Source organism: Streptomyces sp. NPDC005266 (assembly GCF_040607655.1).
Lineage (GTDB): Bacteria > Actinomycetota > Actinomycetes > Streptomycetales > Streptomycetaceae > Streptomyces.
Window position 1 is genome coordinate 1 of sequence record NZ_JBEXHC010000047.1, and the last position, 8925, is coordinate 8925.

The 8925-nt window shown below is 72.6% G+C and carries 2 protein-coding genes; both read left to right on the forward strand.

Features of this window, described 5'->3' with window-relative positions:
- Window positions 1-4716 (forward strand): amino acid adenylation domain-containing protein (locus ABZU99_RS34705; protein WP_356228168.1); only part of this gene is annotated, 4716 nt, incomplete at its 5' end.
- Window positions 4713-8925 (forward strand): amino acid adenylation domain-containing protein (locus tag ABZU99_RS34710; RefSeq protein WP_356228171.1); only part of this gene is annotated, 4213 nt, incomplete at its 3' end. The genes ABZU99_RS34705 and ABZU99_RS34710, both read left to right, overlap by 4 nt.

Here is an 8925-nt window from a genome sequence, read left to right on the forward strand (position 1 = left end):
CAGGCGGAGGTGGAGGAGCTGGAGGCGGCGGTCCCGGGCCTGGCCGACGTATGGCCGCTGTCGCCGTTGCAGGAAGGGCTGCTGTTCCACGCGCGCTATGACGAGGGTGCCCGCGATGTGTATGTGGGCCGACGGTACCTGGACCTGGATGGTGCCCTCGATCCGAAGCTGCTGCGACGTTCGTGGCAGGCGCTGCTGAACCGGCACGCGAGTCTGCGGACGGCGTTTTGCCAGCCGCCCGGGACGGAGAGCCCGGTGCAGGTGGTGGTGCGGGATGTCGATGTTCCCTGGCGTGAGGTGGACCTGTCGGGTCTGTCCGCGGCGGAGGCGGAGGCCGAGGCGGACCGGCTCGCCGAGGAGGACCTGGCGCCGTTCGACCTCGCGGTGCCGCCGGCGCTGCGACTGCTGTTGCTGAAGCTGGGGACCGCGCGCCATCGGCTGCTGGTCACCTCGCACCACATCGTGCTGGACGGCTGGTCCCTGCCAGTTCTGTTCGGTGAGCTGTCCGAGATCTACGCGGCCGGGGGCGACGCGAGCGGTCTGCCGCCGGTGACCCCGTACCGGGACTATCTGTCCTGGCTGGACCGCCAGGACAAGGACGCCGCCCGGGACGCCTGGCGGGACCTGCTCGCCGGCGTAGACGCCCCCACCCTGGTGGGCCCGGTGGACGGCGGCGACGCCCCGGTCGAACATGTCGTCGCCCGCACCGGCGAAGACCTCACCCTCGCGCTGCGGGAGACGGCGCGGGAGCACGGTCTGACGCTGAACACCGTTGTCCAGGGTGTCTGGGCGGTCCTGGTCGGCATGGTGTCGGGGCGGACGGACGTGGTCTTCGGCACGACGGTCGCCGGCCGTCCGGCCGATCTGCCGGGCGTCGAGCGGATGCTGGGTCTGTTCATCAACACTCTCCCGGTGCGGGTGGGTCTGCACCCCGGACAGCGCTTCACCGACCTGCTGACGGACCTCCAGGCCCAGCAGGCCGGACTCATCGCCCACCAGCACCTGGGGCTGACGGAGATCCAGCGCCTGGCAGGACCGGGCGCCACCTTCGACACCCTCGTCGTCTACGAGAACTATCCGCACGACCCCGACGCCACCGGGCAACCCGGCGGACTGCCCATCGCCGGAGGCGGCGGCGAGGAGGTGGCCCACTATCCGCTCACCCTGGTCGCGACCCCCGGCGACGGGCTGGAGCTGCGGCTGGAGTACCGGCCCGACGTGTTCGTCGAGTCGGCGGCCCGGGCGCTGGCGGCCCGGCTGACCTGGCTCCTGGAGCAGCTCACCTGCGATCCAGAGCTCCGGGTCGGCGACCTCGACGTACTGGAACCCGCCGAGCGGCGGCGCATCCTGGACGAGTGGAACCACACCGCCCGGCCCGTGCCGGCCGCGCTGGTCACCGACCTGTTCGAGGCGCAGGCGACCCGGACGCCCCAGCTGCCCGCGGTCGTCACCGCGGAAGCCGCCCTGACCTACGCGGAGCTGGAGGCGAGGGCCAACCAGGTCGCGCACTGGCTCATCGCCCGGGGCGTCGGCCCGGAGGACCTGGTCGGCGTGGTGATGGAGCGCTCTGTCGACCTGTTCACGGTGCTCCTCGGCGTGCTGAAGGCGGGCGCCGCCTACGTCGCGATCGACCCGGGATATCCGGCTGAGCGGATCGGCTTCATGCTGGACGACGCGCGCCCGGCGGCGCTCGTGTGCACCCGCCGGAACGCCCGGTCCACCGCCGGGTTCGAACGGCTCGTCTGGGACGACCCCGACGTCGCCGCCGACCTGGCGGGCCGTCCGACGACCGCGCCGACCGACGCCGACCGGGTCGTGCCGCTGCGGCCCGCCCACCCCGCGTACGTGATCTACACCTCCGGATCCACCGGCATCCCCAAGGGCGTCGCCGTCCCGCACCGGGGGTTCGTCAACTACGTGACCTGGCGGATCGGCGCCTACGGCTGGGGCCCGGGCGACCGGGTGCTGCAATTCGCCTCGGTGTCCTTCGACACGTCCGTGTCGGAGATCTTCCCGACCCTGGCCGGCGGTGCCACCCTGTGCGTCGCCCGGCGCGACGGCGATCTCCTGCTGGAACTGGAGACGCTGACCCCCAACGCCGTGACCTTCACACCGAGTGTCCTGGAGACCCTCGCCGGGGACGACGCCCGGACCGAGGCGGTGCTGCGCGGGATCGAGCACGTGGTCACCGCCGGCGAGGAGTGCGGGCCCGACGTGGTCCGCCGGTGGGCCCCCGGGCGGGCGTTCCACAACGAGTACGGCCCCACCGAGAACACCGTGGACGTCACCTGCTGGACGGCGCCCGCCGAACTCCCCGGCACCGTGTCGCTCGGCGGCCCGATCGCCAACGTCCGCGTGTACGTCCTGGACGAGTTCCTGCGCCCGGTGCCGCCCGGTGTCACCGGCGAACTGTATGTCGCCGGAACCGGCGTGGTGCGCGGATACCTGCGGCGCCCGAACCTGAGCGCGCAGCGGTTCGTCGCCTGCCCGTTCTCCGGCTCCGGCGAGCGGATGTACCGCACCGGCGACCTCGCGCGATGGAGTCCCGAGGGCGAACTGCGGTTCGCGGGGCGCGTCGACCACCAGGTGAAGATCCGCGGCTTCCGCGTCGAACCCGGCGAGATCGAGGCGGTGCTGGCCGAGCACGACAACGTCGGCCAAGTGGCGGTGATCGCCCGCGTCGACCGGCAGGACGGCCACGCCCGCACCGCCAAGCGTCTGGTCGCCTATGTGGTGGCCGCCGACCCGGACACCGGCATCGACGCCGGGGCGCTGCGCGACCACGTGGCCGGCCGGATGCCGGAACACATGGTGCCGGCCGCCGTCGTCGCCCTGGACGCGCTGCCCGTCACCGTCAACGGCAAGCTCGACCGGGACGCGCTGCCGGTGCCGGACCTCGTCGCCCGCCCGGCCGGCCGGGGCCCGGTGACACCGGCCGAGGAGGCGCTGTGCGGACTGTTCCGCGAGGTGCTGGGCGTGGAGTGGGCCGGTGCCGAGGACTCGTTCTTCGAGCTGGGCGGCGACTCGATCATGTCGATGCTGGTCGTCTCCCGGGCCCGCCGCGCCGGACTCGTGATCACCGCCCGGCAGATGTTCGAGCACAAGACCCCGGCCGCCCTGGCCCGCGTGGCCGGCCGGACCGCGGCCGAGCCCGCCGCCGTACGTGAACCCGACGTGGGCGTCGGCTCGGTCCCGCTCACTCCGGTGATGCGGGAGCTGGCCGAACGGGCCGGCCCCACCGCGCTCACCGGCTCCCTCACCCAGTCGATGCTGGTCGAGGTCCCGGCGGGACTGGACCTCGACCGGCTCGCGACCGCGGTTCGGGCACTGCTGGACCACCACGACATCCTGCGGGCCCGCCTCGAACTGGCGGACGGCCGGCCGCACGCCCTGGTGGTGCCGGAGCGTGGCCATGGGCCGTCCGGCGCGGACTGGCTGGTGCGCGCCGCGACCTCCGATGTGACGGCGGAGTTCCGCGCCGCCGTGGACCGGCTCGACCCCACGGCGGGCGTGATGCTCCAGCTCGTCTGGTTCGACGCGGGCGCCGCCGCGCCGGGGCGGCTGCTGCTGGTGGCGCACCACCTGGTGATCGACGGAGTGTCCTGGCGAGTGCTGCTGCCCGACCTGGCAGCCGCCTACGAGGCGCTGGAGGCCGGCCGGGACATCAGGCTCGACCCGGTGGGGACGTCCTTCCGGCGCTGGGCGCACGTCCTGCGCCGGGAGGCCGTACACGCCGACCGGGTGGCCGAGGTGCCGCGGTGGGACCGGCTGCTGCACGGTCCGGACCCGCTGATCGGCACCAGGCCGCTCGACCCGGCCGTGGACACCGTGGCCGCCGGCGTGCACGCGGTCTCCCTGCCGGTGCCCGTCGGCGTGACGGCCGCCCTGCTCACTCGGGTCCCGGCCGCCTTCTACGCGGGCATCGAGGACATCCTGCTGGCCGGCCTCGTCGGCGCGCTGGCCGAGTGGCAGCGCACCAGGGGGCGCAGCACCGCTTCCGGGATGCTCGTCGACGTCGAGGGTCACGGCCGGGTGCCGCTTGCCCAAGGCCAGGGCGGCCAGGACCTGGACCTCACCAGGACGGTCGGCTGGTTCACCGGCTCGTACCCGGTGCGCCTGGACCCCGGCACCACCGAGTACGCGGGGATCCGCTCCGGCGCCGCGGCGGCCGGCGTCCTCATCAAGCGGGTGAAGGAGCAGCTGCGGTCGGTGCCCGGCGATGGGCTCGGCTATGGGCTGCTGCGCTACCTCAACCCGGAGACGGCCCAGGCCCTGTCGGACGTGCCGACGGCCGGGATCGGCTTCAACTACCTGGGGCGCTTCACCTCGGCGCCTGGGCAGTTGGACGGCCATGACATCGCCGGGGCGAGCTGGCAGCCTGTCGGAGACGTGGTCCTGGGCGGTTCGGCCGACGCTCGGATGGCCGCTTCCCATGCGCTCGAAGCCGGGGGGCTGGTGCGTGACCTGCCTGAAGGATCCGAATTGACCGTGACCCTGACCTGCCCGAAAGGCCTGCTCGACCGGGCCGCGCTCGACGAACTGGCCGCCGGATGGGTCGCGATGCTCACCGGACTGGCGGCCCACACCGAAGACCACCCGGACGGCGCGCACCCAGGAAGCGGCCATACGCCCTCCGACTTCGCCCTGGTGACGCTCACTCAGGACGAGATCGACGAGTTCCAGATCAGGCTTGCAGACGAAGGGGGAGCGCGGTGACCCAGGTGCGTATCGAGGATGTGTGGCCCCTGTCGCCGCTCCAGGAAGGGCTGCTCTTCCACGCGGGGTACGACGAGGACGCCCACGACGTCTACGTGCTCCAGGGAGCGATGGAACTCAGGGGCGCGCTGGACATCGACGTCCTGAAGGCATCCTGGCAGGCACTGCTCGACCGGCACGCCACGTTGCGGGCGAGCTTCCAGAGGCGCAGCACGGGCAGCCCCGTCCAGCTGATCGCCTCGGGCGTGAAACTGCCGTGGCGCGAGATCGATCTCTCCGCGCTGGAGCCGGCCGAGCGGCAGGCCGAGGCCCGGCGCCTCGCCGAGGCCCGGCGCCTCGCCGAGGCCGAGAAGGCCCGCTTCGACCTCTCGGTCCCGCCACTTCTGCGGCTGCTGCTGGTGAAGCTGGACGACGCCCATTATCAGTTGGTCCTGACCCTTCATCACATCTTGATGGATGGTTGGTCACTGCCGGTTCTCTTCGGCGAGCTGTCCCAGTTGTACGCCACCGGAGGCGATGCCACGGGGCTGCCGCCGGTGACCCCCTACCGGGAGTACCTGACATGGCTGGGCCATCAGGACAAGGACGCCGCCCGGGAGGCCTGGCGCGCGGCGCTTGACGGCATCGACGAACCCACGCTGGTGCGGGCCAACCGGCCCGTCGCGAGCCCCTCGTCCGCCGCGCGACACACCACGGTAGGCGTCGGCACGGCGCTGACGCAGGCCCTGCGTGAGACCGCGCGCCGCCACGGGCTGACCCTGAACACCGTGGTGCAGGGCGCCTGGGGCACCCTGCTCGGGATGCTGACCGGCCGCAGCGACGTCGTCTTCGGCGCCGTGGTGGCCGGCCGGCCTCTCGATCTGCCCGGCGTCGAGCGGATGCTCGGCCTGTTCATCAACACGGCGCCGGTCCGTGTCCGCCTCGACCCCTACCGTACGGTCGCCGAGTTGCTGGCCGACCTTCAGGTCCAGCAGGCCGGGCTGCTTCCGCACCAGCACCTGGGACTGGCGGAGATCCAGCGCGTCACCGGTACCGGGGCGGCCTTCGACACTCTCCTGGTGTACCAGAACTATCCGCGCGACCCCGACGGGCCGCTCCAGCTCAGCGGCCTGAAGATCGACGGCTCGGCGAGCGAGGACGCCGCCCACTATCCGCTGGCCCTGGCAGTGATCCCGCTGGACGAGCTGGAACTGCGCTTCGACTACCAGCCCGACCTGTTCGACACCGCGGACGTGCGGCGGCTGGGCGAGCGGCTGGTGCGGGTGCTGGAACAGATCGCCACCGAGCCCGGCCGGGAGCTCGGACGGCTGGAGGTGCTGGAGCCTGCCGAGGTGCGGCGGGTGGTGGAGGCGTGGAACGACACCGCCCAGCCGCTGCCCGTCCGTACGCTGCCCGAGCTCTTCGCGGCCCAGGTGGCCCGCACCCCGGACGTCATCGCGGTGGTTGACGGCGACATGTCGTGGAGCTATGGGGAGTTGGGGGAGCGGGCGAATCGGGTTGCCCATTGGCTGAGGAATCGGGGTGTGGGGCGGGAGGACCGGGTGGGGGTGATGATGGACCGGTCCGCCGACCTGGTGGCGGTGTTGCTGGGTGTGGTGAAGGCGGGGGCGGCGTATGTGCCGCTGGACGCGGGTCATCCGGTGGAGCGGTTGCGGGCGGTGGTGGCGGAGGCCGGGGTGTCGCTGGTGCTGGCCGACCGGGAGATGAGCGGGCTGCCGGTGGTGCCGGTGGTGGAGGCGTTCGGGGCGGAGCCGGTGGATCCGGGGGTAGCGGTGTCGCCCGGTGGTCTGGCGTATGTGATGTATACGTCGGGGTCCACTGGTGTGCCGAAGGGTGTGGCGGTCACGCATGGGAACATCGCCGCCTTCGTCGCGGACCGTGCCTGGCGGGATGACGTGGTGGAGCGGGTCCTGGTGCAGGCGAATCACGCGTTCGACGCGTCGACCTACGAGGTGTGGGTGACGCTGGCGCGGGGTGGGCGGCTGGTGGTGTTGCCGCCCGGTGAGCAGGACGCGGCGGCGCGGGGACGGGTGATCGCCGCGCGTGGTGTGACGAATGTGCATGCGACGGCGGGGTTGTTCCGGGTGCTGGCGGAGGAGTCGCCGGAGATCTTCGCGGGGGTGCGGGAGGTGTCCACCGGTGGGGATGTGGTCTCGGCGTCCGCGATTCGGGCCCTGCTGGCGGCGCATCCTCAGCTGTCGGTCCGTACGACGTACGGGCCCACCGAGACCACGGCGTTCACCACGCAGCTGGCGTTCACCGCCGGGGATCCGGTGCCGGACAGCGTGCCGATCGGCGCCCCGATGGACAACAGCCAGGCGTACGTGCTGGATGAGTTCCTGCGTCCGGTGGCGCCGGGTGTGGTCGGTGAGCTGTACGTGTCCGGCGCGGGATTGGCGCGCGGGTACGCGGGGCGGGCCGGTCCGACGGCGGAGCGGTTCGTGGCCGCGCCGTTCGGCGGCTCCGGCCGGCGGATGTACCGCACGGGTGACCTGGCGCGCTGGTCGCCGGACGGGCAGCTGGAGTTCGCCGGTCGCGCCGACGACCAGGTCAAGATCCGTGGTTTCCGGATCGAGCCCGGTGAGGTCGAGGCGGTGCTGGCGGCGCATGAGAGCGTCGGCCAGGTGGCGGTGGTCATGCGGGAGGACCAGCCCGGAGCCAAGCGGCTGGTGGGGTACGTGGTCCCGGCCGGTGACGACGTGGACGCGGAGGCGCTGGGGGAGTACGTGGCGGGCAAGGTGCCCGACTACATGGTCCCCTCGGCCATCCTCCTCCTGGACACCCTCCCGGTCACGGCCAACGGCAAGCTGGACCGCGCCGCCCTGCCCGCACCGGAGTTCGGCGCGTCGAGCGGGCGCGGTCCTGCCACGCCCATGGAAGAGCTCCTGTGTGGTCTGTTCCGTGAGGTGCTGGGCCTGGAGTGGGTGGGTGCCGAGGACTCGTTCTTCGAGCTGGGCGGCGACTCGATCATGTCGATGCTGGTCGTCTCCCGCGCCCGCCGCGCCGGTGCGGTGATCACAGCCCGGCAGGTCTTCGAGCACCGCACCCCCGCCGCACTGGCCCGGATCGCCGAGGGCACCGACGTGGTCCCCACCGGGACGCACACGACGGGTGTGGGGCGGGTGCCCCTGACTCCCGTCATGCGGGAGCTCGTCGACACGGCGGGCTCGGCAGCGCTGACCGGGGCGTTCTCTCAGACGATGGTGCTGGAGGTTCCGCCCGGTCTGGAACTGCCGCGTCTGGAGGCGGCCTTACGCCTGGTGCTGGATCACCACGATGTGCTGCGTGCCCGTCTGGTGCTGGTCGATGGTGAGCCGGATGCCCTGGAGGTACCGGAGAAGGGTTCGGGAAGGCCGGTCCTGCGTCGGGTGGACGCCGATGGGGTGGCGGGGGAGCGGTGGGTCCAGAGGGTGCGGGCGGTCGCGGAGGAGGAGGCTGGGCAGCTGGATCCGGTGGCGGGCCGGATGCTGCGGGTGGTGTGGTGTGACGCGGGCCCGGCCGCACCGGGCCGGCTGCTGCTGGTGGCCCACCACCTGGTGGTCGACGGTGTGTCGTGGAGGGTCCTGGTGCCGGACGTGGCGGCGGCGTATGCGTCGGGTGACGGGGTGGTGCTGGATGCGGTGGGTACGTCGTTCCGGGGGTGGGCGCAGGCGCTGGCCGCGGAGGCGGTGCGGGAGGAGCGGGTGGCGGAGCTGCCGCAGTGGATCGGGGTGCTTGAGGGTGCGGATCCGGTGTTGGGGCGGCGGGCGTTGGATCCGGTGGTGGACACGGTGGCGGGTGGTACGCGCCGTGTTGAGGTGCGGGTGCCGGTGGGGGTGACGGCGGAGTTGCTGACGCGGGTGCCGGCTGCCTTCCATGCCGGTGTCGATGATGTGCTGCTGGCTGGTCTGGTGGCGGCGCTGGACGAGCGGCGGGGCCTGCCCGGCGGGGTGCTGGTGGATGTGGAGGGTCATGGGCGGGAGCCTGTGGCCGATGACATGGACCTCAGCCGCACGGTGGGCTGGTTCACCAGCTCGTACCCCGTCAGGCTCGACCCGGGAACCGTCGACCACGAGCGGATCCGGGCCGGTGGCGCGGAGGCCGGCCGGTTGCTGAAGCGGGTCAAGGAGCAGGTGCGGGCGGTCCCGGGGGACGGGCTGGGTTACGGCATGCTCCGCCACCTGAACCCGGAGACCGCCCCGGAGTTCGCCGAACTGCCCAATGCGCGCA